Raw genomic sequence first — 25646 nt, 5'->3', positions numbered from 1 at the left:
TCATCCGGCGGCGGGAGGCCACGAGCTTCCCGTCGCCGGTCGCACATTTCCCACAAGAAAATACGAGACGCATCATGTTCACATTCGTGTTGCGCCGCGTGGGCATGGTGATCCCGACTTTCATCGGCATCACCATCCTGGCGTTTGCGCTGATTCACCTGATACCGGGCGACCCCATCGAAGTGATGATGGGCGAGCGCGGCGTCGATCCCGCCATGCATGCGGAGGCGATGAAACGCCTCGGGCTCGACCAGCCGCTGCCCATGCAGTACGTCCACTACATCGGCCGTGCGATGCACGGCGACCTCGGCACGTCGATCATCACCAACACCAGCGTCGCGGGCGAGTTCTTCGCGCGCTTCCCGGCGACCGTCGAACTGTCGCTGTGCGCGCTCGTGTTCGCGCTCGCGGTCGGGCTGCCGGCCGGCGTGATCGCCGCGCTGCGGCGCGGCTCGGTCGTCGACCACGGCGTGATGGGCACCGCGCTCACCGGCTACTCGATGCCGATCTTCTGGTGGGGGCTGATCCTCATCATGGTGTTTTCGTCGTACCTCGGCTGGACGCCCGTGTCGGGGCGCATCGCCGTCGAATACGACTTCCCGCACCCGACGGGCTTCATGCTGATCGACGCGCTGCTTGCGCCGGACGAAGGCTCGTTCAAGTCGGCGGTCAGCCACCTGATCCTGCCCGCGATCGTGCTCGGCACGATCCCGCTCGCGGTGATCGCGCGGATGACGCGCTCGTCGATGCTCGAAGTGCTGCGCGAGGACTACATCCGCACCGCCCGCGCGAAGGGGCTGTCGCCCGCGCGCGTGGTCGTCGTGCATGCGCTGCGCAACGCGCTGATCCCGGTCGTCACCGTGATCGGCCTGCAGATCGGCACGCTGCTCGCGGGCGCCGTGCTGACCGAGACGCTCTTTTCGTGGCCCGGTGTCGGCAAGTGGCTGATCGATGCGATCGGCCGCCGCGACTATCCGGTCGTCCAGGGCGGCATCCTGCTGATCGCGACGCTCGTGATCGTCGTGAACCTGGTCGTCGACCTGCTGTACGGCGTGCTGAATCCGCGCATCCGCCACACGAGGTAATTCCATGAGCAATCTGCAAAACACCCTGCCGAGCGAATCCGCGCCGGCCGGCGGCCGTGCGCTCGCGCTGCGCGAGTTCTGGGCCAATTTCTCGCGCAACCGCGGCGCCGTCGGCGCCGGCATCGTCGTGCTCGCGCTGATCCTGGTCGCGCTGCTCGCGCCGCTGATCGCGCCGCACAGCCCGGTCGAGCAATACCGCGACTACGTGAAGATCCCGCCCGCATGGCTCGACGGCGGCAACTGGAAATTCATCCTCGGCACCGACGAAGCGGGCCGCGACATTCTTTCGCGCCTGATGTTCGGCGCGCGGATGTCGTTCTGGATCGGCTTCGTGTCGGTCGTGCTCGCGCTGATCCCCGGCATCGTGCTCGGGCTCGTCGCCGCGTTCTTCCAGAAGTGGGCCGACACGCCCGTGATGCGCATCATGGACGTGCTGCTCGCGCTGCCGTCGCTGCTGCTCGCGGTCGCGGTCGTCGCGATCATCGGCCCGGGCCTCACCAACACGATGTTCGCGATCGCGATCGTCGCGCTGCCGGCCTACGTGCGCCTCACGCGCGCGTCGGCGCTCGGCGAGCTGCAGAAGGAATACGTGACGGCGTCGCGCGTGGCCGGTGCCGGCACGCTGCGCCTGATGTTCTCGCAGGTGCTGCCCAACTGCACGGCGCCGCTGATCGTGCAGGCGACGCTCGGCTTCTCGTCGGCGATCCTCGACGCGGCGGCGCTCGGCTTCCTCGGCCTCGGCGTGCAGCCGCCAACCGCCGAGTGGGGCGCGATGCTCGCATCCGCGCGCGACTACATCGACAACGCGTGGTGGATCGTGACGATGCCCGGCCTGTCGATCCTGATTTCGGTGCTCGCGATCAACCTGCTCGGCGACGGGCTGCGCGACGCGCTCGATCCCAAACTGAAGCGGATGGCCTAAGATGAAACAACCCCCACGCTCTCTTCGTTCGCTGCCCCCCAAGGGGGCGGTCATCCTCCTTGGGGCTGCCCGGCGGAGGATGACATGAGCAACCTTCTGACCATCCGCAATCTCGCGGTGAACTTCAACGGCCTGCCCGCCGTCGACCGGATCAACCTGTCGATCGCGCCGGGCGAGGTGGTGGGCGTCGTCGGCGAATCGGGCTCGGGCAAGAGCGTGACGATGATGGCGCTGATGGGCCTGATCGACGCGCCGGGCAAGGTGACGGCAGACGAGGTCACGTTCAACGGCGTCGACCTGCTGAAGGCGTCGCCGAAGGCGCGCCGCAAGATCGTCGGCAAGGACATCGCGATGGTGTTCCAGGATGCGCTGACGAGCCTGAACCCGAGCTACACGGTCGGCTACCAGATCAAGGAAGTGCTGAAGCTGCACGAAGGCCTGCGCGGCGACGCGCTGCACCGGCGCGCGCTCGAGCTGCTCGACCAGGTCGGCATTCCCGATGCGAAGAACCGCATTACGTCGTTCCCGCACCAGATGTCGGGCGGGATGAACCAGCGCGTGATGATCGCGATGGCCGTCGCGTGCAACCCGAAGCTGCTGATCGCCGACGAGCCGACCACCGCGCTCGACGTGACGATCCAGGCGCAGATCATGGATCTGCTCGTGAAGCTGCAGAAGGAACGCGGGATGGCGCTCGTGCTGATCTCGCACGACCTGGCCGTGGTGTCGGAGGTCGCGCAGCGCGTCGCGGTGATGTACGCCGGCGAGATCATCGAGACCAACAGCGTGCCCGACATCTTCCGCGCGCCGCATCATCCGTACACCGAAGCGCTGCTCGCGGCGATTCCCGAGCACAATAAGGGGGCGCGTCGCCTTGCCGCATTGCCCGGCATGGTGCCGGGCCGCGATGATCGCCCGTCCGGGTGCCTGTTCGCGCCGCGCTGCAAGTACGTGGTCGACGATTGCCGCAAGGCGCGGCCGGCGCTCGATACGCTGGTGTCCGGCAACGATGCGATGCGCGCGCGCTGCATCAAGCCGCTCAATGTTTCCAACCTCGACCTGACGGGAGGCGCACGATGAATGCAGTCCACGAAACGCGTGCGCCGCACGACGAGGAAGTAGTGCTGGTCGCCGACCAGCTCGCGAAACACTACACGGTGAAGCGCGGCATGTTCGGCCACGGCACGGTGAAGGCGCTCAACGGCGTGTCGTTTTCGCTCAGGCGCGGCAAGACGCTTGCCGTCGTCGGCGAATCCGGTTGCGGGAAGTCGACGCTCGCACGGCAGCTGACGATGATCGAGACGCCGACGTCCGGCCACCTGTCGATCGACGGCAAGGACGTCGCGGGCGCGGACCGCCACCGGGTCGCCGACCTGCGCCGCCGCGTGCAGATGGTGTTCCAGAACCCGTTCGCGTCGCTGAACCCGCGCAAGACCGTCGAGCAGACGCTCTCCGAGCCGCTCGAGATCAACGCGAACCTGACGGCTGCCGAACGCGCGCAGCGCGTCGCGCAGATCATGCGCACGGTCGGCCTGCGGCCCGAGCACGCGAAGCGCTATCCGCACATGTTCTCGGGCGGCCAGCGGCAGCGGGTCGCGATCGCGCGCGCGATGATCCTCGATCCGCGGATCGTCGTCGCCGACGAGCCGGTGTCCGCGCTCGACGTGTCGATCCAGGCGCAGATCCTGAACCTGTTCATGGATCTGCAGGAGCAGTTCAAGACGAGCTACGTGTTCATCTCGCACAACCTGTCGGTGGTCGAGCACGTCGCGGACGACGTGATGGTGATGTACTTCGGCAGCGTCGCCGAGCTCGGCGACAAGGCGACGATCTACGCGCATCCGCGCCATCCGTACACGCGCGCGCTGATGTCGGCGACGCCGGCGATCTTCGAGGAAGATCGCCGCGTGCAGATCAAGCTGCAGGGCGAGCTGCCGTCGCCGCTCAATCCGCCGTCGGGCTGTGCGTTCCACCAGCGCTGCCCGTACGCGGTCGAGCGCTGCCGCGTCGAGGAGCCGCAGCTGCGCGAGGTCGACGGACGGCGCGTGGCCTGCCATCGCGCCGAGGAGGTAGGGGAGGGGAATGCCTGAAGCGTTGGCGGCGCGCGTGTCCGGCGTGCGCCGTTCGGGGGCAAGCAGCGCGCGCGTGATGCGCGCGTACCGCTACGCGCGGCGCTGGAGCGTGCGCACCGTCACGGGTGCGGCGCTGGTCGGCGCGTGCGTGGCGGCCAGCCTCGCGGTTCCCGTCGAGGCCGCGCGCGCCGAAGGGCGCGCGCCGGCCACTTCACCGATCCATCCGTCGCAAGTCCCGCCGCCCGGCATGAGCCTGCCGGGCTTCCACGCGCCGGCCGTGTCGAACGGCACGGTCGCGAGCGGCGCGGTGCGCGTGCAGCCCGCGCGCATGCCGTTCTACGTCGCGACCAAGGGCAAGGTCACGCTCTACGTGCTCGGCACGCTGCACACGGGCGACCCGTCCGACTACCCGAGCGCGCAGCCGTTCCGGCCGCGCATCCTCGCGGCGCTCGCCGCGTCGCCGACACTCGCGCTCGAACTGTCGCCCGACGATCTGCTCGAATCGCAGGACGACGTGTCGAAGTACGGCGTGTGCCGTTATCCGTGCCTGCAGCGCCTGCTGCCCGAGCCGTTGTGGCAACGGCTCGCGGCGCGCCTGCGCGGCAACCCGGCCGCGCTCGCAGAAATCCGCAAGATGCGGCCGTGGCTCGCGGCGCTCGTCGTCGAGACCTACGATTCGCTGTCGGCCGGCCTGCAGACCGAATACGGCACCGAGGCGCAACTGCAGAACGTGTTCCTGAAGAAGAAGGGCGGCCGCGTGATCGGGCTCGAGACGCTCGCCGAACAGATGCGCGCGTTCACCGGGCTGACGCTGGCCGAGCAACGCGAGATGCTTGCGCAGGACATGGTGCAGACACCCGCGCAAAACGCCGACGACATCAAGTCGCTGCACCGGCTGTGGCGAATTGGCGACGCCGACGCGATCTCGGCGTGGGCCGTCGCGAAGAGCGAGCGGCTCGCGCGTTCGAAGGCGTTGTCGGCGTCGATCGACAACAAGATCCTGTACGAGCGCAACCGGCGCTTCGTTGCACGGATGACGGCAATCGCCGCGCCGAACCGGCCGCTGTTCGTCGCGATCGGCGCGCTGCATCTGGGCGGCCCGCGCGGCGTGCTCGAATTGTTGCGCCAGCAAGGATACCGGGTCGACGCGAACTGATCGCGCCCGGCGGCACGCACTGATCTTCCCCTGTTTGATCGACATCGCGCGCCCGGCGCGAGGCGCCTGAGCGGCGGTGTCAATCGATAAGGAAAACCCTTGAATCGTCGGAAAATAGCGTTTAAAACGATTGACATCCCGTTCTGCCAATATCTATTCTTCATCCCACAAGTTGAAAAAATGAAAAGAATAGATAAGTTCTACGGGGTAGCAGAAATAAAGCGCGGGGTTAGCGTTGCCGGCACGTGCAGCACGTGCCGGCCGCGGAGTGTCTGCATGCACGGCGGGGCCAATCATCGTCGGATACACATGCATGCAGGCCGACTTGCAAATAAGCAACGTTCCGTCGTCTGACCGGGGAATGCAGTGATCGGGCGCGGCGGACGTTTTTTAATCCGGAATGTTTTTCCGGTCACCGTCGAATGACGGTTTCGGGGGGCGAATCGACAGACGGCAAAGCCGCAGCGATTGCGCCAACGTAAAAGCGCCACGAGGGCGCTTTTTTCTTTTGTGCGTTCTTTTGTGCGACAGATTTCGTCCATGGCGCGCGCCAGGCGGCGGACGCGCATCGTGCGCGTCGCATGTCCTACGCGCCTTCGTCGGCCTGCAGCGCGCCGGGCGCCACGACGTCGACGCCGGCGGCCTCCAGCGCCGCGCGAATCCGCTTCGCAAAGGCCAGCGCATGCGGCCCGTCGCCGTGCAGGCAGACGGTCTGCGCGTTCAGCGGCACCCATTCGCCGCTCAATGCCCGCACCTGCCGGTTGCGCACCATGTCGAGCGTGCGCGCGAGCACCGCCTCTTCATCGTCGATCAGCGCGCCGGGCTGGCTGCGCGGCACGAGCGAGCCGTCCGCGCGGTAGCCGCGATCGGCGAACACTTCCTCCACCGCGGCGAGCCCCGCATGCCGCGCGGCCGCGACGAACACGCTGTTCGCGAGCCCGAACACCGCGAGCGACGGATCGAAATCGTGGATCGCGGACACCACCGCATCGGCGATCATCGGGTCGCGCGCGGCCTGGTTGTACAGCGCGCCGTGCGGCTTCACGTGCGCGATGCGCCCGCCTTCGGCCTGCGCGATCGCCGACAGCGCGCCGAGCTGGTACAGCACGCCGGCGTAGATGTCGCCGGCCGGCAGCTGCATTTCCTTGCGCCCGAAATTCTCCGGATCGTGAAAGCTCGGGTGCGCGCCGATCGACACGCCTTTCTGCACGGCCCAGCGCACGCAGTCGCGCATCGCATTGGCGCCGCCCGCGTGCCACCCGCATGCGATGTTCGCCGACGTGACGAGGTCGAGCAGCGCCTCGTCCGATCCGCATCCTTCGCCGAGATCGGCATTCAGATCGATTTCCATGATGTTCCTCGTCCACTGATTGCGTGGCGCGTCTTCCGTCCTGCTTCCGCCATTGTCACGCCGCGCGCGATTGTGCGCGGCGGCGCGCTTCCTCGCGCATGTCGATCGCGACGTCGATCTGCCGCAGATACGCACGTTCCGCGGCCAGGGCGGCGCGCGCGGCGTCGGCTGTCGTGCGCACGAAGCGGATCGGCAGGTTGAGCCGGGCCTGTGCGAGCTTCCACAGGTCGGCGCGGATCACCGTGCCGATCTTAGGGTAGCCGCCGGTGGTCTGCGCGTCGTGCATCAGCACGATCGGCTGGCCGTTCGGCGGCACCTGGATCGTGCCGGGCAGCACCGCGTGCGACAGCAGCTCGACCGGCCGCTCGCGCACGAGCTCGGCGCCGGCGAGGCGATAACCCATCCGGTTGCTGTTCGCGGTGACGAGCCATTCCTCGTCCCAGAACGCCTGGTGCGAATCGGCGGCGAACGACGCGTAATCGGGGCCCGGCAGCACGCGCACGGGCATCGCCCACGGCGCATGTGCGGGGCGGTGGCGGCGCGGCGGCTCGTCGACACGGACGAATGCGCACCACGCGGGCGCCTTCACGCCGAATTCGGGCGCATCGGCCGCGAGGCAGCCCGCGCCGGCCGGCGGCACGCCGACCGGGAGCCGATCGCCGTCGCGCAGCGTGCGGCCGCCGAGGCCGCCGAAGCGCGACGCGAGATCGGTGCTGCGCGAGCCGAGCATCGGCAGCACGTCGATGCCGCCCGCGATGCACAGGTAGCCGCGCATCCCGCGTTTCGCGGCCGGCAGCACGAGCGTCTGCCCGGCTTCGACCGGCAGGCTCCACCACGAATACACGCGCTGGCCGTCGAGCGTTGCACCGAATTCGGTGCCGGTGATCGCGATGCGGGTGGCGCGCGTGAAGCGGAAGGCGGCCGGGCCGATCGTGATCTCGACGGCCGCCGCGTCGGGGCGGTTGCCGACGAGCCGGTTGCCGACCTCGAGCGCGAGGGCGTCGAGCGCGCCGCCCTGCGCGACGCCGAGATGGCGCGCGCCGCGGCGCCCGAGATCCTGCACGGTCGACAGCGGGCCGGCCCGCATCACCTCGATGGTGCCCGGTGTGTTGCTCTGGGTCATCGTGCGTCGACTCCCGCAATGGTGAAGCGCACGCGGTCGCCGGGCAGCAGCAGCGTCGGCTGCGGCCGCGCCGGATCGAACAGCACGTGCGACGTGCGGCCGATCAACTGCCAGCCGCCGGGCGACGTGGCCGGGTAGATGCCCGTCTGCGCGCCGCCGATGCCGACCGAGCCGGCCGGCACCTCGAGGCGCGGCGCCGCGCGGCGCGGCGTGTGCAGCGACGCGTCGAGGCCGCCGAGATACGCGAAACCCGGCTGGAAGCCGATGAAGAACACGACGTATTCGCCGGCCGCGTGGCGCGCGACGACCTCGTCGGCCGACAGGCCCGTGTGCGCTGCGACGGCCGCCAGATCGGGGCCGGCGGCACCGCCGTACTCGACCGGGATCTCGACGTCGCGGCCGTCCGCGTGCTCGACGTCGGCCGTCTCCCACGCGTCGCGCAGCGCCAGCGTGAGCGACTCGGCCGTCGCGGCGAGCGCGTCGAACACGATGGTCAGGTTGTTCATGCCCGGCACGACGTCGATCACGTCGGGCCACGCGCGCGCGACCTCGGCGACGGCCCAGACGCGGCGCTGGCAATCGAGCGTGGCGGGCGGTGGCACCTCGCAGACGAGGGCGGCATCGCCGAGCGGATAAAAGCGGGGTTGCGTCATCGGACTGGCACGGTTCGGACGGCAATGTTAGCGCACATTGTCAATAAGATATCGATAACTTACCAATAAGCGTTTTCGCCTAGCCCGTATACCGGGGCTTCTGACGTACACTCGGCACACCCTGACATCCTGCTTGCGCCGCCTTTCCATGAAGCGTCCCCCGACCAAGATCGTGTCATCCGAACACCTCGTTTCCGATTCGAGCGCGGAGCTGTCGGAACTCGAATACGGGCTCATCATGGCCGGCAACGCGTTCAACCGCTGGATGGTGCGCTGCATGTCGGCGGCCGGCGCGAAGGACATGACGGCGGTCGAGGTGTCGCTGCTGCATCACGTCAGCCATCGCGAACGCAAGAAGAAGCTCGCCGACATCTGCTTCGTGCTCAATATCGAGGATACGCACGTCGCGACCTATGCGCTGAAAAAACTGATCGCGCGCGGCTATGTGAAGAGCGAGAAGAGCGGCAAGGAAGTGTTCTTCTTCGCGACCGAAGCAGGCCGCGACCTGTGCCTGAAGTATCGCGAGGTGCGCGAGCACTGCCTGATCGAGACGCTGAAGGACAGCGGGCTCACCAACGAGCAGATCGGCGACGCGGCGCAGTTGCTGCGCCACGCATCGGGCCTCTACGACACGGCCGCGCGCGCGGCGGCGTCGCTGTAAACGATTGCGGAAAGGGTTGCGCGCGGCTTTGTGCTGACGGGCGTGCGACGACGGCCGTGGCGCCGCGCGCCGCGTCATCCGGCGGCCGGGTAGAGCGCGCCGTCGGTCACGATCCAGCGCAGCGCGAGATCGTGCGCTTCGGCCGGCAGTGCTTCGACGCGGCACGCTTCGTACGCGATGCCGACCGTCACGGGCAGCGTGTCGCCCGGCCACGCGGCGAGCGTGCGGTCGTAGTAGCCGCCGCCGTAGCCGAGCCGGTAGCGCTGCGGATCGAATCCCAGACAGGGAATCAACAACAGGTCGGGCACGACGACGATTCCCGCCGCCGGTTCCGGAATCCGGTGATGACCTTCGCGCATCGGCGTGTGCGCGTCCCACGCATGGAACGCGAGCGGCGTGTGCCGCTCGCCGATCACGGGCAGCGCGGCGCGCCGGCCGGCGCCTGCCGCACACCACGCGAGCACCGCGTCGCGCGCATCGAATTCGCCCGGCAGCGGCCAGTAAAACCCGACCGTGCGCGGTGCGAGCCGGTCGAGCAGCGTGCGCAACCGTGCGTCGAGCGCGGCGTTCGCGGCGGGCTGCGACGCGGCGTCGCGACGCGCGCCGGACAGCGTTTTGCGCAGTGCAACCTTCGGGTTCGGCACAGGGTTGCGTGCTATGCTTTCGCTCAATTCGTGCTCCATTCAAAACGATGTCGAACAGCCTTTTCCGAGTATATCGCGCGGTCGCGCTGACACTTTCGGCCGCCGCGCTCGTCGCGGGTACGGCCGCGTGCGCCGCACCGGGCGACGACACGGTCGCCGGGGATGACCAGGTCTTCGTGCAGCTTCGCGAAGCCGCACGCCGCAACGACGCCGCGAAAGCCGCGCAGCTCGCGTCGACGATCCCGAACTATCCGGTTCCGTCCTACGTCGAGTATTTCCAGATCAAGCCGCAGTTGTTCGATTCGACGGGCCGCGCGCGCGTCGATGCGCCGGACGCGCCCGTGCAGTCGTTCCTGCAGCGCTACGACGGCCAGGCGATCGCCGACCGCATGCGCAACGACTACCTGCTCGTGCTCGGCGCGCGCCACGACTGGCGCAGCTTCGACGATCAATACAAGCGCTTCGTGCTCGACGACGACACGCAGGTCAAATGCTACGCGCTCGAATCGCGCGCGGCGCGCGGCGAGAACGTCGCCGAGGCGGCGCGCGCGCTGCTGGTCGAGCCGAAGAACTACGGCGACGCGTGCGTCGACCTGATCACCGCGCTCACGGTCAACCAGCAGTTCACGAGCGACGACGTGTGGCAGCAGGCGCGCCTCGCGTACGAGCAGAACTACACGACGCTCGGCGGCAAGATCGTCGACGCGCTCGGCCCGCGCCCGGCCGGCTTCGACCAGGCGACGAGCGCGCCGCCGCTGTACCTCGCGCGCGGCGTCGGCTCCGACGCGGCGTCGCACCAGCTCGCGCTGATCGCGCTCGGCCGCATGGCGCGCAACGATCCGGACGCGGCCGCCGGGATGCTGACGTCGGTCGCCGGCTCGCTCACGAAGCAGGAACAGGCGATCGCGTGGGGCGCGATCGGTTACCAGGGCGCGATCAAGCGCTCGGCGCTCGCGTCGGTCTGGTACGCGAAATCCGCGAATGCGCCGCTGTCGAACCCGGGCTACGAATGGCGCACGCGCGCCGCGCTGCTCGCCGGCAACTGGCCGATGGTGCGCTGGTCGATCGAGCAGATGCCGCCGTCGCTGCGCAACGATCCGGCGTGGATCTACTGGCATGCGCGCGCGCTCAAGCAGAGCGGCGACACGCTGCAGGCGAACCAGGAATTCGAGCAGGTCGCGGGGCAGTTCAACTTCTACGGGCAGCTCGCCGGCGAAGAACTCGGCCAGCGCACGACGATCCCGCCGCGCACGAAGGTGAGCGACGCCGAGATCGACGCGATGGGCAAGATTCCGGGCTTCGCGCTCGCGCAGCGCTTCTACGCGCTGAACCTGCGCCTCGAAGGCAATCGCGAATGGAACTGGCCGCTGCGCGGGATGACCGATCGCCAGCTGCTCGCGGCCGCCGAATACGGCAAGCGCGTCGAGCTGCTCGACCGCACGGTCAACACGGCCGACCGCACGAAGGCCGAGCACGACTTCACGCTGCGCTACCCGTCGCCGTACCGCAATATCGTCGAGCGCTACGCGCAATCGACGAGCCTCGACGTCGAATGGGCGTACGGGCTGATCCGCCAGGAATCGCGCTTCGTCACGAGCGCGCGTTCGTCGGTGGGCGCGGGCGGCCTGATGCAGCTGATGCCGGCGACGGCTCAGATGGTCGCGAAGAAGCTTGGCATGGGCGCGATCACGCGCGCGCAGATGCACGACATCGATACCAACATCCAGCTCGGCACCTGGTATCTGGCGGACATCTTCAACAACTTCGACAGTTCGCCGGTGCTGGCCACCGCCGGCTACAACGCGGGCCCGGGCCGGCCGCGCCAGTGGCGCCAGGTGTTGACGCAGCCGATCGAAGGCGCGATCTTCGCAGAGACGATTCCGTTCAACGAGACGCGCGACTACGTGAAGAACGTGCTGTCGAATACCGTCTACTACGCGGCGCTCTTCGAGGGCAAGCCGCAGTCGTTGAAGAAACGTCTAGGCATGATCTCGCCCTGATCCGCAATCTTCACACTGCCGCGCGAGACGCGGCAGTGTTTTTTTGAGGTGTCGAACATGGATCGCCAGACCGTCGCGCTGCTGGGCGGCACCGGCTTCATCGGCAGCCGGCTCGTCAATGCGCTGATCGACGCCGGCAAGCAGGTACGGATCGGCACGCGGCGGCGCGACCACGCGCGCCACCTGCAGATGCTGCCGGTCGAGATCGTCGAGCTCGAAGCGCTCGATACGCGCACGCTCGCGCGCTTCGTCGCCGGCGCGCACGCGGCGATCAATCTGGTCGGCGTGCTGCACGGCGGCCGCGGCACGCCGTACGGGCCCGGCTTCGAGCGCGCGCACGTCGCGCTGCCGGCCGCGCTCGCGAGCGCGTGCACCGAGGTTGGCGTGCAGCGCCTGCTGCACATGAGCGCGCTCGGCGCCGATTCGCGCGGCGCGAGCATGTACCAGCGCTCGAAGGGCGACGGCGAGGCCGCGCTGCATGCGATCGCGGCGACCGATTCGCTCGCGCTGACGATTTTCCGCCCGTCGGTCGTGTTCGGCCCCGGCGACGCATTCCTCAACACGTTCGCGAACCTGCAGCGCACGGTGCCCGTGCTGCCGCTCGCGATGCCCGACGCGCGCTTCCAGCCGGTGTTCGTCGGCGATGTCGTGCGCGCGTTCGTCAACACGCTCGATCTCGCGGCCGCGCACGGCAAGACCTACGAGCTCGGCGGCCCGACCGTCTACACGCTCGAGCAACTGGTGCGCTATTGCGGCACGCTGGTCGGCCGGCAGGCGCGCATCGTGCGGCTGCCCGACGCGCTCGCGCGGCTGCAGGCAATCGCGTTCGAATGCCTGCCCGGCGAACCGGTAATCACGCGCGACAATCTCGCGTCGATGTCGGTGCCGAACGTGCTGTCGGGGCCGCTCGCGCCGGAGCTCGGAATCACGCCCGCGAGTCTCGAAAGCATTGCGCCCGCTTATCTCGGCAACGCCGCGGCGCGGTCGCGGTTCGACTGGTTCCGTTCGCGCCGTCGTTAGTCCCGGCCGGGATGCCGTCGTTCAGCCTCTTCCTTTCCACCTTCGCGTTTTCCGGAACACCGTCATGAAACTCGTCATTGGAGACAAGAACTACTCGTCGTGGTCGATGCGTCCGTGGCTGCTGCTCGCGCATTTCGGCATCCCGTTCGACGAGATCGCGGTCGAGCTGCGCCGCGACGACACGGCCGCGCGCATCCTCGAGTATTCGCCGTCCGGCAAGGTGCCGTGCCTGATCGACGATCACGGTGTCGCGATCTGGGATTCGCTCGCGATCGCCGAGACGCTCGCCGAGCGTTATCCGCAGTTTCCGATGTGGCCGGCCGATCCGCTCGACCGCGCGCATGCGCGCTGCATCGCGGCCGAGATGCATTCGGGTTTCGCGGCGCTGCGCACGCAGATGGGCATGAACGTGCGCGCGTCGATGCCGGGGCGCGGCGCGACGCCCGACGCACTCGCCGATGTCGCGCGCATCGATGCGCTGTGGAGCGCGTGCCTCGAGGCGTCGGGCGGGCCGTTCCTGTTCGGCGAGTTCGGGATCGCCGATGCGATGTACGCGCCCGTCGTGATGCGCTTCAACACGTATGCGCCGGGCCTGTCGCCGGAAGCGGCCGGCTATGCGGCGCGCGTGACGGCGCTGCCGGCGGTGCAGCGCTGGACCGACGCCGCGCGCAGCGAGACCAACGTGATCGCCGAATACGAGCCACAGCCATGAACATCTACGCAGTGGGCGGTGCGATCCGCGACGAATTGCTCGGCGTGCCCGTGCAGGACCGCGACTACGTGGTGGTGGGCGCGACGCCCGAGCAGATGGCCGCGCAAGGCTTCCGGCCGGTCGGCAAGGATTTCCCGGTGTTCCTGCATCCGCAGACGCAGGAGGAATACGCGCTGGCGCGCACCGAGCGCAAGACGGCGGCCGGCTATCACGGCTTCCAGTTCCATTACGCGCCGGACGTGACGCTCGACGAGGATCTCGCGCGGCGCGACCTGACGATCAACGCGATGGCGCGCGAGGTGAGCCCGGAAGGCGCGCTGGTCGGGCCCGTGATCGACCCGTTCGACGGGCAGGCCGACCTGCACGCGCGCGTGTTCCGGCATGTGAGCGATGCGTTCGTCGAGGATCCGGTGCGGATCCTGCGCATTGCGCGCTTCGCCGCGCGGTTCGCGGATTTCACGGTCGCGGACGAAACGCTCGCGCTGATGCGGCGGATGGTCGACGCGGGCGAGGCCGACGCGCTGGTGCCCGAGCGCGTATGGCAGGAAATCGCGCGCGGGCTGATGGAGGCGAAGCCGTCGCGGATGTTCGCGGTGCTGCGCGACTGCGGCGCGCTCGCGCGCATCCTGCCCGAGGTCGATGCGCTGTGGGGCGTGCCGCAGCGCGCCGACTACCACCCGGAAGTCGATACGGGCGTGCACGTGATGATGGTCGTCGACTACGCGGCGAAGCAGGGCTATTCGCTGCCGGTGCGCTTCGCGGCGCTCACGCACGATCTCGGCAAGGCGACGACGCCCGCCGACGTGCTGCCGCGCCACGTCGGCCACGAGGGCCGCAGCGTGGACCTGCTCAAGCCGTTGTGCGAGCGGCTGCGCGTGCCGAACGATTGCCGCGATCTCGCGCTCGTGGTCGCGCGCGAGCACGGCAACCTGCATCGCGTGATGGAGATGGGCGCGGCTGCGCTGGTGCGGCTGTTCGAGCGCAGCGACGCGCTGCGCAAGCCGGCGCGTTTCGCGGAGATGCTGCAGGCGTGCGAATCGGATGCGCGCGGGCGGCTCGGGCTCGACGCGCAGCCGTATCCGCAGGCCGAGCGATTGCGCGTGGCGCTCGCGGCCGCACGCAGCGTCGATGCCGGCGCGATCGCGCGCGGCATCGGCAGCGAAGCGGAGAAGATCAAGGAGGCCGTGCATCGCGCGCGGATCCAGGCCGTCGCGCAGGCGCTCGCGATCGGCGAATAGGGGCAGGGATGACAACGGCGGGCGCCACGCGCCCGCCAGCCGTTACGGCTTCTTGCGCGCGGCTGCCTTGCGTGCCGGGGTGGCGGCAGCCGGGCGTTTGCCGGCGGATGCGCGCGGCTTGCCGGCAGCCTTCTTTTCCGCCGCGCTGGCCGGCCGTGGCGGATCGGCGTCGCGGCCGCGTTTCGGCGCCGGTTCGCGGCGGCTCACGCGCGGCTCGCCTGGCGCAGTGCGCACGACGGGCGCGGGCTGCCTGATTTCCATCGTCGCGGACACGAATTCGGCGCAACTGTCGTCGAACAGCGGCAGCGTGCTGACCGCGATCAGCTCGGCGGGCCCGTCGCCGACGTTGGCGACACGATGCCGCTTGCGCGCGTCGAAGTGCAGCGAGTCGCCGGGCGCCAGCGGGTAATCGTTCTTGCCGACCGTGTAGCAGACGCGGCCGGTCAGCACGTAGACGAATTCGTCGCCGCCGTGCGACACCCATTCCGAGCGGTAGCCTTCCATCATCTGCACCTTGACCGCATTGATCTGGCTGCCGTCGAACGTGGTGGACAGCCGTTCGTACCACTGCGACGCGCTGTCGACTGCGTACGGCTTGCGGCTGCCCTCGTGCGAATCGGGCTGCGCCTGGCGCGGCTGGTCGATCAGCGCACCGAGCGGAACGCCCAGCGCCTTCGCGACGTTGACGAGCGACGACAGCGAGATGCCCGTGAGATGGCGCTCGACCTGCGACAGGAACCCGACCGACAGCTTCGCTTCGGTCGCGACTTCCAGCAGCGTCTTCTTCGCTTCCCGGCGCAGGCGGCGAATGCGCTGGCCGATACGCATGATGTCTGAATCCATGAATCTCTTTCGTGGCAACGAGTCGGGAGGCGAGCGGAGGGGCGGTGCAGTCGCCGGGACGTTGCTTTCCGCGCATCGCACGAAGCACGGCCGTCGGGACGACGATGCCGGCGCATTGTACCGCGCAGTGTCGCCGGGCGACGCCACGCCTGCATGCGGCACCGTTCCGCCGATTTTAGTCCTACGAAAATTTTAGCTTGACCTCAATTTCAGCCTGCTCTAGATTCTGTCGCGCGCATCAAACAAAGTTAAGTGAGACAAAAATTTCCGCGGACCTGCCGCTGGCACGCCACAGCGGCCCGGCGACGTGCAGTGCCGCGCGTCGTCCGGCCATCGGCGCCGTGTCGCGTCAAGCCTGCGTCAGGCAGGCGCCCCGCCGCGTCACGCCGCCGGCCGCCGACAACCATGAATAACGTGGGCATCCGATGATCGATCGACTGAAATACAGTTTCTCCGGCCTTCCCCCGTACGACGCGTCCGTCGTCGATACGCAGGCCGGCCTGTCGCGCCTGCTCGACGCCGCGCGGCTCGACGCGGTGGTGGTGACGTCGCAGGACGAATACGTCACCGAGTACCTGCCGCTCGGCAATAACCCGCGCTATGCGCTGTCGGGCTTCGACGGCTCGGCCGGCTGCGGAATCTTCCTGAGCGCGGCGACCGCGCAGGCGCTCGGCATGCCGCCGTTCGTGCTGTTCGTCGACGGCCGTTATCACCTGCAGGCCGAGCAGCAGTGCGATCCGGCGCGCGTGCGCATCGAGAAGCTCGGGATGAAGGTGACGATCTGGCAGGCGATGGCCGACTGGCTGCTCGCGCATGCGAGCCGGCTCGCGCGGGTCGGCTACGACGGGTTGCGGATCAGCGTCGCGCAGCGCAACCGCCTGCTCGAACAGACGCAGGCCGCGGTGCTCGACTGGACGAGTCTCGCCGATCGCGAGATCGACCGCGCGATCGCGCTGCCGGGCTGGGCCGTCGAGCGGCCGATCTTCGAGCTGCCGGAAGCGATGACGGGCCTGAGCGTCGCGCAGAACCTCGACACGCTGAACCGCAAGCTCGCCGCGCATACCGGCGCGGCTGACGGCAAGACCGCGTTTTTCACCTGCGCGTCGGACGATCTCGCGTATCTGCTGAACAGCCGCGGCTATCACATCCCGAATGCGTCGTCGCATCTCGGCTTCCTGTTCGCGGTCGGCGGGGAGGTCGCGCTGTTCTTGCCGGAAGGCTGCGACCGCTGCGAAGTCACGCTCGAGTCGTATCCGGCGCTGCACGTGATCCGGCGCGACGTCGCCGCGCTCGAGCGCTTTCTCGCGCAGTTCGCGGTCGATCACGTGTGCTATGGCTTCGAATCGGTGAACTGCGCGCTCGTCGATGCGGTGCGCCGCGTGTGGCCGCACGCGCGGCATGCCGACTTCAATCCGGTCGAGGCGATGCGGGCCGCGAAGACGCCGGCGGTGCTCGACCGGTTCCGCGATGCGTTCGCGCGCAGCTCCGCGGCGATCGCCGAGACGATGCGCTGGGCGAAGACCGGCGAGCCGGGCGCGCGCCACACCGAATACGACCTGGCGCGCACGATCAACGACGCGTACGGTGCGCGTTCGGCGGTTGCGCTGACGTTTCCGTCGATCGCGGCGAACGGCGCGAACAGCGCATTCGCGCATTACACGGCGGCGAGCGCCGACGTCGAGCTGACGGAAGGCGAGCTCGTGCTGCTCGACAGCGGCGCGTACTACGAAGCCGGTTTCGCGACGGACTGCACGCGCGTCGTGCTGCGCCGCACGCGCACGGACACGGTCGCGCAGCCGTGGCAGCGCGAGATCTACACGGTCGCGCTGAAGGCGTGCATCAAGGGGCTCGTCGCGCGCTTCCCGGCCTCTGCGACGGGCAGCGACGTCGACGCCCTCGTGCGGCAGGTGTGCCGCGATCACGGCCACGATTTCGGCCACGGCACCGGGCACGGCGTCGGGATTCACGTGCACGAGGGCGGTGTGCGCTTCGCGCCGGGCGCGAAGTACGGGCTGGTGCCGAACGCGGTGATTTCGGTCGAGCCGGGCATCTACGTGCCGGGCAAGGGCGGCGTGCGGATCGAGAACATCGTGATCATCCGGCAGGACGACGCGCAGCCGGACACGGTGACGTTCGAGAACATCGTGACGGTCGGCTACGACTGGGACCTGATCGATCTCGACCTGCTGGACGACGACGAGCGCGCGTACCTGCGCGACTACGAGCGGCTGTGTGTGGAGCGCGGCACGCAGGTGACGGCGTGCCCGTTGCTGTAAGCGGTGCCGGCGCGGGCGGCGTCGGCCGCCCGCTGTCCGTCGGTCATCGATGACGGATCATCGGCGCCCGATCCGGATCCATTTCAATCCAGCAATCGCGCGCGCACGAACGGCGTGATCCGCTCGGCGAGCCACGCGTGCGTGCGCGTCGTCGGGTGCAGCGTGTCCCAGAACACGAAGCGCGCCGGGTCGCGGCAGTCCGCGCGCGGCGTCTGCGCGGCCAGGTAGGTCAGCGACGACGGCTTCGGGATGTCGAGGCACGAGCGCTTCGCATCGTCGAAGCCGTATTGCGCGGGGCGGTTCAGCAGATCGTCGAACGGCGCGTACGCGTCGAACACCTCGAGCCGCAGCGTCGCGCCGTAGCGGGCTCGGACGGCGGCCGCCGCGTCGGCGAGCCGCTGGTTGTAGTCCTTGACCTGCGCGGCGACGCTGGCGGTGTCGGTGCGCGTCGCGAACACCGGCGCGCGCGACACGTCCGGCAGCGTGACGAGCAGGATGCGCGTCGCGCCGGCCGCGGCGAGCCGCTCGAGACTGTCGCGCACCGCGTTCGCCGCCTGCTCGGACGTGCGGCCGTAGTTCACGAGATCGTTGCCGCCGGCGAACACCACGAACAGCGTATTGGCGGGCCGGTAGTTCGGCGCGCGATCCATGTATTCGCGCCACGAGTCGACCTCCTGCACCAGGCCCGGCACGACGAGGTGCTGGTCGGTCGCCGCACCGCCGATTGCCCAGTTGTAGAACGGCAGCCGCAGCGTGTTCGCGACGTATTCGGCCCACACCGGCCCGTTGCTGAAGCGTCCGGCGTGCCAGCTCGTGCCGTTCGGCAGCTTCCACTGGCTCGCGTTGAACATGTTCTGGGTGTCGGACAGGCTGTCGCCGAACACGATCAGCTTGTTGACTCGCGCGTCCTGCTGCGCGGCGTCGATCGTCCAGACCGTGTAGTTGAACGACAGCGCGTTGTTCGCCGCGACCGCCTGCGTCAGGTTCGCGCGGATGCCGCGCGCGGCGAGCGTCTTGCGGCAGACGTCGGCGAGCGTGTCCTGCGTTGTCGCGCTGTAGAACATGTTCTTCCACTGCGTGACGCCGTCCGCCCACCAGTAGCCGGGCACGCGATACCAGTCGCCGCCCGCCGGATCGCGCGCCCATTCGTAGGTCGCCTCGGGCTTGAGCGGATCGTCGCTGATCCGGTACCAGCAGCGCAGGTAGGTGTAGGTGTCGCTGCCGCGCGACGCGCGCGGCGCCCTGCCGGGCGGAGTGGAAGCCGGTGCCGCGAGCGGGCCGGCCGGCGACAGCGTCATGTCGCCGGTCGGCGTCGGCAGCGGGGCCGGGGCGGCCGGCGCGAGCGACGCGGTGAACGTCAGCGCGGCGCCGAGCGTGGCGATGGCGGCCACACGGCGTGCGGATTCAAAACGGGAATGATGCATCGATGCCCTCCGATCTGTTGTTGTTGGATCAGGCAGCGCGGCTGCGCTGCCGCGTATCGGGGGGACGGTTGCGCCGGGCTGGAGCCCGGTCTGTCGAAGCGGAATTCGGGGTGAAGCGGGTGAGGCGGGTGCAGCGGCGAGGCGGGTGAAGCGGCGGGGCGGGGCGCGATGCGCGCCGCCGCGCGACGTCAGCGCATCAGTGCCGACACGCGCCCATCGGGGCCGTAGACGCCGGCCGGTGCGGGGGCCGAGCGCAGCACCGCGAGCGCGCGCTCGTTGTAGTCCATCCGGATCCGGATCAGCATCCCGTTGTTCGCGTTGGCCTGGCGTGCGCGTTCGGCGGCCTGCTGCAGCAACTGCCAGCGGCCGGCGAGGCGTGCATCGCGCTCGGCGGCCTGGTCCATCCCTTTCTTGCCCGACGCAAAGCCGAGCGCGGACAACTGCGTGTCGCGCGTGCGCTCGAGCTGCGCGAGCCGGTCGATCAGCTCGCTCTTCTTCTCGACGATCCCGGGCAGCATCTCGAGCGGCTCCGGCGTCGTCAGCGCTTTTTCTTCATACGCGAGCAGGGACGCGAACGCCTCGACCGTCGCGTGTTCGTCGTTGACCGTGGCCAGCAGCTCTTCTCTCATCGCGTCATGCTCGTCGCGCCGGCGCGCGTGGTGCGGTGCGCCGGCAAACCGGGGGACCGGCCGCGAGGCGGCCGGCTCAGCTGCCCTGCGGGCGCTGCTGCTGCAGCAGCTCGCGGGCGGTATTCAATACGCCGTCGGCAATCTTGTTCGCGTCGATCGTCAGCGTGCCGTCTTTCAGCGCATCCTTGATCGACTGGACAAGGCCCGTGTCGATATCGGCGTTGCCGGACGCGGATGCCGAGCGCAACTGGCCGGACAGACCCGACAGGTTCACGGTCGTGTCGCCGCCGGTCGATCCTGCATCGGCCGCCTGCGCGGACGACTGGGCCGTGCCGGATTGCGCACGGGTCGCGCCGTTGCCGGTCGGCACGACGGGGCTCGAGTTCGGAGTGGAATCGATCTTCACGATGGGTTTCCTGTACGGTTTGACCCAGATAACGGCCGGGTCGGCCCGAACTTTAGCATCGTGAGCCCGAAATTCTCCGAATAAACAATTCTTTGCAATCTTGCAGCGGCATCCGGCCCTACAGCGGAATTTCCACGGTGCCGGCGTCCTTGACGATCGCCGTGACGATCTGGCCCGCCGCCATCCGGACCCGCACCGACTGGCCGGGCGCCGCATTCGCGAGCACGCTGCCTTCGGCCGAAATCGTGAAACCGGGGCCGGCCGCGACAACCCGCACCGTCTGGCCGGCCGACACCGACGCCGCGCTCTTCAGCATGTCCTGCCGCAGCGGCAGCCCGGCCGAGATGCGCGCGAGCGCGGTCGAGCCGATCGCCTGCGCCGGATCGGTGATCACCGCGAGCGGCAGTACCGTCAGGTCGCCGTCGCGCGCGATCAGGTCGGCCGCGCCCAGCGGCTCGCCGGGCGCGATCTGGCGCGCGGCGACGTAATAGGTGGCCTGCACGGCGACCTTCGCCTGCAGGTAGACGGTCCACGGCCGCTCGCCCGCGCAGCGCACGCCGACCGTCGTGCGGCCCCACAGGCGCGCGCCGGTCGGCAGGAACGGCTCGAGCGTCGTGCACGCGGCGAGCCCGCGCGGAAACGCGGTCGTGACCGTCGCGGTGGTCTTGCCGGGCAGGCCCGCGATCTGCTGCTGCAGGAACGTGAGGGCCGCGCGGCGGATCGCGTCGGGGTCTTGCTGGCCGGGCGGCGTCGCGGGCTGGGCTGCGGGGGCCGCCTGGGCCGGGTTGGCGGAAGCCACCGGTGCGCGCGGCGCCGGCGCGGCTGACGCGGCGCGGCCCGCCGCCATGCGTGCGGCGACTGCCGGCGGCGCCGGCCGCGCGGGATTCGACGCGGGCTCCGACGTACCGGCGACGACCGTCGCGATGGCGTTGGGATCGGCGGCGCGCGGCGCGCCGTAGGCGGTGTTCGCGCGAGCAGCTGTGTAGACGGAGGCCGGTGCGGCAGCCGGCGGCGGGACGTTCGTCACGATCATCGTGCCGGCCGGTTGCGCCGCGTAGCCGGCAGCGGCGGCACCGGCCGCACCACCCGCACCACCCACTCCGGCCGCACCACCCGCTCCGGCCGCACGTCCGGCGTCCGCCGCCATCCCCGCACCCAAAGCCATCCCCGCATTCCCGCCGAACTGCCCGCCGCTCGCCGCATTGGCGTGCGCGAGCGCGGTTTCGGCCGTCTCGCCGCGTCCGGGAATCACGATCATCCCGTCGTCCGCGTGCGCGGCCGGCGCGGCGATCCACAGCGCCGCGGCGAGCGCAAACGCACGCCGCACGTGCGTGAGCCGCCCGTTCCTGCCGCGAAGTGCGCTGCCCGTCATCGCCGTGTCCTCGATCCGTTGATCCGAGTTGCATTCTAGGGAGCCGGGCCGCCGCGCAAACGATGAATAGAGGGGGCCTTTGCCGCGTTATTCGCCCGATTGCCGGTTGCACGCGGCGCCTACCATCGCTGTCATGGAAAAAAGCCTCTCGGGTTGCCATCCGGCGCGAGGGGCGTGCAGCGCTTCATACGGAGAGACGCACACATGCTGGACAAACTCGATGCGGAATTCGCGTTCGGCCGACAGGCGCTCGACGTGCGCGCCTACCGGCAGGAACTGCTGTCGTCGAACATCGCGAACGCCGACACGCCCGGCTACCAGGCCCGCGACGTCGATTTCGCATCGACGCTCGCGCGCTCGCTGAAGCAGACGAACGGCGGCCTCGCGCCGAGCAACGCCGCGCAACTGCCGATGACGCAGCCGGCCGGCGTGACGAGCGGCATGTCGATGGTGTCGACGGCGGCGGGCCACATGGCCGGCACGGCGAAGCTGATCCCGACGGGCGGCCCGGCCGACGACTACGGCCGCGCGCAGTACCGGATGCCGCTGCAGCCGTCGCTCGACGGCAACACGGTCGATCTCGACGTCGAACGCGTGCAGTTCGCGAACAACGCGCTGCACTACCAAACCGGGATGACCGTGATGACCCAGCAGATCAAGGCCATGATCGCCGCGATCTCGACGAACTCGTAAGCGCGCCGCTTCCGACCCCGCGCACCAGTACAAGGAGCCTCCATGCCTTCGTTGATGAACATCTTCGGCGTCGCCGGTTCGGCGCTGTCCGCGCAATCGCAGCGCCTGAACGTCACCGCGTCGAACCTCGCGAACGCCGACAGCGCCACCGGCCCCGACGGCAAGCCGTACAAGGCCAAGCAGGTCGTGTTCGCGACCGACCCGATGGGCGGCGCGCGCACCGCGTCCGGCCAGGGCGTGGGCGGCGTGCGCGTGACGAAGGTGGTGGACGACCCGTCGCCGATGAAATCGACCTTCGACCCGGCGAACCCGGCCGCCGACGCGAACGGCTACGTGCAGATGCCGAACGTCGACCCGGTGCAGGAGATGGTGAACATGATCTCGGCGTCGCGCTCGTACCAGGCCAACGTCGAGACGCTGAACACCGCGAAGACGCTGATGCTCAAGACGCTGACGATCGGCACGTGAGCCGCGCGCCGACCGACCTTACAGACCCGAAAGTTCCGACAGTTCCGACAGAAGGCCACCCAGGATGACATCCTCCAACACGACGATCGGCGGCAACGGCACGAGCGTGTCGACCTTGCCGACCGACACGATGAACACCAACAAAGTGTCGTCGACCAACGGCACGTCGGCGAGCGACCTGCAGGCGACGTTCCTGAAGCTGCTCGTCACGCAGCTGCAGAACCAGGATCCGACGAGCCCGGTCGACAGTTCGCAGATGACGACGCAGCTCGCGCAGATCAACACGGTGAGCGGCATCGCGCAGCTGAACACGTCGCTCACGTCGCTGTCGACGCAGCTCGCGGCCGGCCAGCAGACGCAGGCCGCGCTGCTGATCGGCTCGAACGTGCTCGCGCCGGGCAATTCGGTCGCGGTGAAGAGCGGCGCGGCATCACCGTTCGGCGTGTCGCTCACGAGCGACGTGTCGAACCTGACGATCACCGTGAAGAACAGCTCGGGCGCCGTCGTCAACACGATCAACGCGGGCAAGCAGTCGGCCGGCACCGTGCCGTTCAACTGGACGCCGACGGACGTGGCCGGCAATGCGCTGCCGGACGGCGCGTACACGGTCAGCGCGCAGTACACCGGCACCGATGGCAAGACCTACGCGCCGACCGTGCTGGCGGCCGCGCAGGTGCAGAGCGTGATCAAGCAGGCCGACGGCACGGCGGGGCTGGTGCTGTCGAACGGTACGACGGTGGGGCTCACCCAGGTCGCGTCGATCTTCCCGAACGTCAAGACGTCGTCCTCGTCCGGCGGCACCACCACCAACTGATCGAGTTTTCTCGAAACGGAGACCGAAATGGGTTATCAACAGGGGCTGAGCGGCCTCGCCGGCGCTTCGAACGCGCTCGACGTGATCGGCAACAACATCGCGAACGCGAACACGGTCGGCTTCAAGTCGAGCACCGCGCAGTTCGCCGACATGTACGCGAACTCGGTCGCGACGTCGGTCAACACGCAGATCGGCATCGGCACGACGCTGAACTCGGTACAGCAGCAGTTCGGCCAGGGCACGATCAATACGACGAACTCGTCGCTCGACGTCGCGATCAACGGCAACGGCTTCTTCCAGATGTCGAACAACGGCGTGACGACGTACTCGCGCGACGGCACGTTCCAGCGCGACAAGGCCGGCTTCATCGTCGACTCGCAAGGCCGCAACCTGATGGGCTACACGGCGGGCCCGGGCGGCGTGATCAACACCGCGCAGACCGTGCCGATGCAGGCGCCGACGACCAACATCGCGCCGACCGCGACGACCAAGATCACCGGCCAGTTCAACCTGAACTCGCAGGACACGGTGCCGGTCAAGACGCCGTTCAACCCGAACGACACCACGACCTCCAACTACTCGACGTCGATCCAGGTGTACGACACGCTCGGCGGCTCGCAGGCCGTCAGCATGTACTTCGTGAAGTCGGCGGCCGGCACGTGGGAAGCGTACGCGGGCGTCCAGGGTGGCGCGGCGACCGATCTCGGCACGATCACGTTCAATTCGTCGGGCGCGATCCAGAGCACGACGACGGGCACGCCGCCGACGCCGACCACGTCGCTCGGCCAGTTCCAGTTCACCGTGCCGAACACCGACGGCTCGGCGACGCCGCAGAGCATCACGCTCGACCTGACCGGCACCACGCAGTACGGCGGCAAGGACGGCGTGAACAACCTCGTGCAGGACGGTTTCGCGAGCGGCACGCTGACGACCTACACGATCGGTGCCGACGGCAAGCTGACCGGCAACTACTCGAACGGCAAGACCGCGGTGCTCGGCCTGATCGCGCTCGCGAACTTCAACAACCCGAACGGGCTGGTGAACCTCGGCGGCAACCAGTATGCGGAGTCCGCCGCATCAGGCGTGCCGCAGGTCTCCGCGCCGGGCAGCACGAACCACGGCTCGCTGCAGGGCAGCGCGCTCGAGAACTCGAACGTCGACCTCACGTCGCAGCTCGTCAACCTGATCACCGCGCAGCGCAACTACCAGGCGAACGCGCAGACGATCAAGACGCAGCAGACCGTCGACCAGACGCTCATCAACCTGTAAGCGCGGATAACCGGCAGCCATGGACCGACTGATCTACACGGCGATGACGGGCGCGTCGCAGTCGCTCGACCAGCAGGCGGTCGTCGCGAACAACCTCGCGAACGCATCGACGACGGGCTTTCGCGCGCAGCTCGCGACGTATCGCGCGGTGCCGATGAATTTCGGCGACGGCAGCAACATCGACCCGACGACGACGCGCACCTACGTACTCGCGTCGACACCCGGCGCGGACTACGCGCCGGGTCCGATCACGCGCACCGGCAATCCGCTCGACGTCGCCGTGCAGGGCGCCGGCTGGCTGTCGGTGCAGACGGCCGACGGCAGCGAGGCGTACACGCGCGCCGGCAACCTGCACGTCGACGAGAACGGCCAGCTCGTCAACGCGAGCAACCTGCCGGTGATCGGCAACGGCGGCCCGATCTCGGTGCCGCCGAACGCGGCAGTGACGATCGGCAAGGACGGCACCGTTTCCGCGCTGATGCCGGGCGATCCGCCGACGGCGGTCGCGATCGTCGACCAGATGAAGCTCGTCAATCCCGATCCGGCCACGCTTACGCGCGGCAACGACGGGTTGTTCCGCACCGCCGACGGCAATCCGGCCGACGCCGACACGAGCGTGGTCGTCACGCCGAATTCGCTCGAAGGCAGCAACGTCAACCCGGTGACCGCGATGGTCGCGATGATCGACAACGCGCGTGCGTTCCAGCTTCAGTCGAAGCTGATCCAGACGGCCGACCAGAACGAGCAGACGGCGAACCAGCTGCTCAACTTCAGCTGAGCGCCCGTGCCAGCCCCAGCCCACGCAGGAGACCTTA

At 68.9% G+C, this 25646-nt stretch carries 25 protein-coding genes; 16 read left to right on the top strand and 9 right to left on the bottom strand.

Annotated features, from left to right (window positions below; genetic code table 11):
- Nucleotides 1-74 precede the first annotated feature (74 nt).
- From R9B84_RS16050 to R9B84_RS16030, 5 genes are all read left to right on the top strand, one after another.
- The gene (locus R9B84_RS16050; RefSeq protein ID WP_047899262.1) at nt 75-1085 is read left to right on the top strand and encodes an ABC transporter permease subunit; all 1011 of its coding nucleotides are present in this window, start codon (nt 75-77) and stop codon (nt 1083-1085) included.
- A gap of 4 nt (nt 1086-1089) precedes the next feature.
- Complete coding sequence (locus R9B84_RS16045) at nt 1090-2007, top strand: ABC transporter permease subunit (RefSeq protein WP_072437556.1); 918 nt, start codon at nt 1090-1092, stop codon at nt 2005-2007.
- An 84-nt stretch (nt 2008-2091) separates the two neighbouring features.
- The gene (locus R9B84_RS16040; protein ID WP_423758695.1) at nt 2092-3087 is read left to right on the top strand and encodes an ABC transporter ATP-binding protein; all 996 of its coding nucleotides are present in this window, start codon (nt 2092-2094) and stop codon (nt 3085-3087) included.
- The gene (locus R9B84_RS16035) at nt 3084-4097 is read left to right on the top strand and encodes a peptide ABC transporter ATP-binding protein (RefSeq protein ID WP_423758694.1); all 1014 of its coding nucleotides are present in this window, start codon (nt 3084-3086) and stop codon (nt 4095-4097) included. The genes R9B84_RS16040 and R9B84_RS16035 overlap by 4 nt, the downstream gene beginning before the upstream one ends.
- Nucleotides 4090-5235, top strand: coding sequence for a TraB/GumN family protein (locus R9B84_RS16030; RefSeq protein WP_423758693.1), 1146 nt, complete (start codon nt 4090-4092; stop codon nt 5233-5235). The genes R9B84_RS16035 and R9B84_RS16030 overlap by 8 nt, the downstream gene beginning before the upstream one ends.
- A 586-nt stretch (nt 5236-5821) precedes the next feature.
- Here the strand turns inward: R9B84_RS16030 and pxpA are convergent.
- From pxpA to pxpB, 3 genes are read right to left on the bottom strand one after another with little or no spacing between them, the layout of a single operon-like run.
- On the bottom strand, nt 5822-6586 hold the full coding sequence (pxpA, locus tag R9B84_RS16025; protein WP_047899257.1) for a 5-oxoprolinase subunit PxpA: 765 nt from the start codon (nt 6584-6586) through the stop codon (nt 5822-5824).
- A gap of 55 nt (nt 6587-6641) precedes the next feature.
- On the bottom strand, nt 6642-7709 hold the full coding sequence (locus R9B84_RS16020; RefSeq protein ID WP_423758692.1) for a biotin-dependent carboxyltransferase family protein: 1068 nt from the start codon (nt 7707-7709) through the stop codon (nt 6642-6644).
- The gene (pxpB, locus tag R9B84_RS16015) at nt 7706-8362 is read right to left on the bottom strand and encodes a 5-oxoprolinase subunit PxpB (protein WP_423758691.1); all 657 of its coding nucleotides are present in this window, start codon (nt 8360-8362) and stop codon (nt 7706-7708) included. The genes R9B84_RS16020 and pxpB overlap by 4 nt, the downstream gene beginning before the upstream one ends.
- Nucleotides 8363-8510: 148 nt before the next feature.
- Between pxpB and R9B84_RS16010 the strand changes: the two genes are divergently transcribed.
- Complete coding sequence (locus R9B84_RS16010; RefSeq protein ID WP_096471976.1) at nt 8511-9023, top strand: winged helix DNA-binding protein; 513 nt, start codon at nt 8511-8513, stop codon at nt 9021-9023.
- 74 nt (nt 9024-9097) lie between these two features.
- Here the strand turns inward: R9B84_RS16010 and R9B84_RS16005 are convergent, their stop codons facing one another.
- On the bottom strand, nt 9098-9706 hold the full coding sequence (locus R9B84_RS16005) for a 5-formyltetrahydrofolate cyclo-ligase (protein WP_423758690.1): 609 nt from the start codon (nt 9704-9706) through the stop codon (nt 9098-9100).
- Nucleotides 9707-9714: 8 nt separating this feature from the next.
- On the opposite strand from R9B84_RS16005, the gene R9B84_RS16000 reads away from it, so the two are divergent.
- From R9B84_RS16000 to R9B84_RS15985, 4 genes are all read left to right on the top strand, one after another.
- Nucleotides 9715-11667 carry a transglycosylase SLT domain-containing protein gene (locus R9B84_RS16000; RefSeq protein ID WP_423758689.1) on the top strand — a complete coding sequence of 651 codons (1953 nt, stop codon included), beginning with the start codon at nt 9715-9717 and terminating at the stop codon, nt 11665-11667.
- 57 nt (nt 11668-11724) lie between these two features.
- Nucleotides 11725-12687 carry a complex I NDUFA9 subunit family protein gene (locus tag R9B84_RS15995; protein WP_423758688.1) on the top strand — a complete coding sequence of 321 codons (963 nt, stop codon included), beginning with the start codon at nt 11725-11727 and terminating at the stop codon, nt 12685-12687.
- 64 nt (nt 12688-12751) lie between these two features.
- Nucleotides 12752-13399, top strand: coding sequence for a glutathione S-transferase family protein (locus R9B84_RS15990; protein WP_423758687.1), 648 nt, complete (start codon nt 12752-12754; stop codon nt 13397-13399).
- Nucleotides 13396-14637, top strand: coding sequence for a multifunctional CCA addition/repair protein (locus tag R9B84_RS15985; RefSeq protein ID WP_423758686.1), 1242 nt, complete (start codon nt 13396-13398; stop codon nt 14635-14637). The genes R9B84_RS15990 and R9B84_RS15985 overlap by 4 nt, the downstream gene beginning before the upstream one ends.
- 42 nt (nt 14638-14679) lie before the next feature.
- On the opposite strand, the gene R9B84_RS15980 is transcribed toward R9B84_RS15985, so the two are convergent.
- Entirely contained in the window at nt 14680-15480 is an 801-nt protein-coding gene (locus R9B84_RS15980; protein WP_423758685.1) for a helix-turn-helix domain-containing protein, read from the bottom strand.
- Between the two features lie 425 nt (nt 15481-15905).
- Between R9B84_RS15980 and R9B84_RS15975 the strand changes: the two genes are divergently transcribed.
- On the top strand, nt 15906-17756 hold the full coding sequence (locus R9B84_RS15975; protein ID WP_423758684.1) for a M24 family metallopeptidase: 1851 nt from the start codon (nt 15906-15908) through the stop codon (nt 17754-17756).
- A gap of 83 nt (nt 17757-17839) precedes the next feature.
- Here the strand turns inward: R9B84_RS15975 and R9B84_RS15970 are convergent, their stop codons facing one another.
- The 4 genes from R9B84_RS15970 to flgA all read right to left on the bottom strand — a co-directional run bounded on the left by R9B84_RS15970 (nt 17840) and on the right by flgA (nt 21587).
- Nucleotides 17840-19180, bottom strand: a complete 1341-nt coding sequence (locus R9B84_RS15970) for an SGNH/GDSL hydrolase family protein (RefSeq protein ID WP_423758683.1) — start codon at nt 19178-19180, stop codon at nt 17840-17842.
- A gap of 188 nt (nt 19181-19368) precedes the next feature.
- Nucleotides 19369-19809: a flagellar protein FlgN gene (locus tag R9B84_RS15965; RefSeq protein WP_342308130.1), complete on the bottom strand. Its 441-nt coding sequence runs from the start codon at nt 19807-19809 to the stop codon at nt 19369-19371.
- 76 nt (nt 19810-19885) lie between these two features.
- Complete coding sequence (gene flgM, locus R9B84_RS15960; protein WP_423758682.1) at nt 19886-20215, bottom strand: flagellar biosynthesis anti-sigma factor FlgM; 330 nt, start codon at nt 20213-20215, stop codon at nt 19886-19888.
- Nucleotides 20216-20333: 118 nt separating this feature from the next.
- Entirely contained in the window at nt 20334-21587 is a 1254-nt protein-coding gene (gene flgA / locus R9B84_RS15955; RefSeq protein ID WP_423758681.1) for a flagellar basal body P-ring formation chaperone FlgA, read from the bottom strand.
- A 204-nt stretch (nt 21588-21791) separates the two neighbouring features.
- On the opposite strand from flgA, the gene flgB reads away from it, so the two are divergent.
- From flgB to flgF, 5 genes are all read left to right on the top strand, one after another.
- Nucleotides 21792-22280, top strand: a complete 489-nt coding sequence (gene flgB, locus R9B84_RS15950) for a flagellar basal body rod protein FlgB (RefSeq protein WP_423758680.1) — start codon at nt 21792-21794, stop codon at nt 22278-22280.
- Nucleotides 22281-22322: 42 nt separating this feature from the next.
- The gene (flgC, locus tag R9B84_RS15945; protein ID WP_423758679.1) at nt 22323-22748 is read left to right on the top strand and encodes a flagellar basal body rod protein FlgC; all 426 of its coding nucleotides are present in this window, start codon (nt 22323-22325) and stop codon (nt 22746-22748) included.
- Between the two features lie 64 nt (nt 22749-22812).
- Nucleotides 22813-23562 carry a flagellar hook assembly protein FlgD gene (locus R9B84_RS15940; RefSeq protein ID WP_423758678.1) on the top strand — a complete coding sequence of 250 codons (750 nt, stop codon included), beginning with the start codon at nt 22813-22815 and terminating at the stop codon, nt 23560-23562.
- Between the two features lie 27 nt (nt 23563-23589).
- Complete coding sequence (flgE, locus tag R9B84_RS15935) at nt 23590-24831, top strand: flagellar hook protein FlgE (protein WP_423758677.1); 1242 nt, start codon at nt 23590-23592, stop codon at nt 24829-24831.
- Nucleotides 24832-24850: 19 nt separating this feature from the next.
- Nucleotides 24851-25609, top strand: coding sequence for a flagellar basal-body rod protein FlgF (flgF, locus tag R9B84_RS15930; RefSeq protein ID WP_423758676.1), 759 nt, complete (start codon nt 24851-24853; stop codon nt 25607-25609).
- Nucleotides 25610-25646: the final 37 nt, after the last annotated feature.

The organism is Burkholderia sp. NLJ2 (assembly GCF_049487195.1).
GTDB lineage: Bacteria > Pseudomonadota > Gammaproteobacteria > Burkholderiales > Burkholderiaceae > Burkholderia > Burkholderia pyrrocinia.
The sequence above is the reverse complement of the archived record's forward strand: the minus strand, read 5'-3'. Positions and strand labels throughout refer to the sequence as shown.